The sequence below is a fragment of the Mesorhizobium sp. M4B.F.Ca.ET.089.01.1.1 genome (assembly GCF_004022605.1).
Taxonomy (GTDB): Bacteria; Pseudomonadota; Alphaproteobacteria; order Rhizobiales; family Rhizobiaceae; genus Mesorhizobium; species Mesorhizobium abyssinicae.
On record NZ_RZOS01001139.1, the window covers coordinates 1 to 667 of the forward strand.

Annotated in this window: 2 protein-coding genes; both read right to left on the reverse strand. The window is 60.9% G+C overall.

Features of this window, described 5'->3' with window-relative positions; genetic code table 11:
* Positions 1–419, reverse strand: a 419-nt coding sequence (locus EN780_RS36475; RefSeq protein WP_281035418.1) for an inositol monophosphatase family protein, incomplete at its 3' end; no start/stop codon positions are given.
* Positions 419–667 (reverse strand): hypothetical protein (locus EN780_RS36480; RefSeq protein ID WP_210215110.1); only part of this gene is annotated, 249 nt, incomplete at its 5' end. The genes EN780_RS36475 and EN780_RS36480, both read right to left, overlap by 1 nt.

Consider the following 667-nt stretch of genomic DNA (forward strand, 5'->3'; position numbering starts at 1 on the left):
GTATGGGGCTGGTTCATCATTCCCATTGCGGAGCGGCCATCGACGGTGAAGCCTATCAGAGTTCCCCAGACCGGAAGCCCGCATAGGTAGGGTTTCATCCCGTTGATCGGGTCAATCACCCATTTGAGCGGCCCGGATCCCGACGGGCTGAGCTCCTCGCCCAATATCGCGTGCATCGGATACTCGGCCGATATGATGTCGCAGATAGCCCTTTCAGCATTTCGGTCGGCTTCCATGACCGGATCGTATTGCAGGCCGGGTTTGACCTCGGCTTCGACGGCCAACCTCTTGCGAAACCTCGGCATCACCTCCGCAGCAGCCGCGTCCGTGAGTTTGCGGAAAAATTCGAAGGTGGGCAGCAGATCCCCGTCCCGTTGGGAAGCAACACTAAGCTTGGGGAGTGAGGCCTGCCTGGCCATCAGAAGGCGCCCTGCTGGAATATCCTGTGGCCACCGCCTAGCCCGAACGCCATCTGGTTCGTCTTCGCGAAACCCAAGTAGAGCCAAGCTTCGAACTCGAAACGCAGCGGCCGCGCGCCGACTTCGTCCAGGGTGAGATCGGTGATAGGGCCGACGCCGGAGAACGGATTGGCGGTTCGCCGCGGTCTGCCGGCCGCCGTCAATCGCAGGGCGCTCAGCTGTTCTTCCCTAAGCACTGCAACAGATGT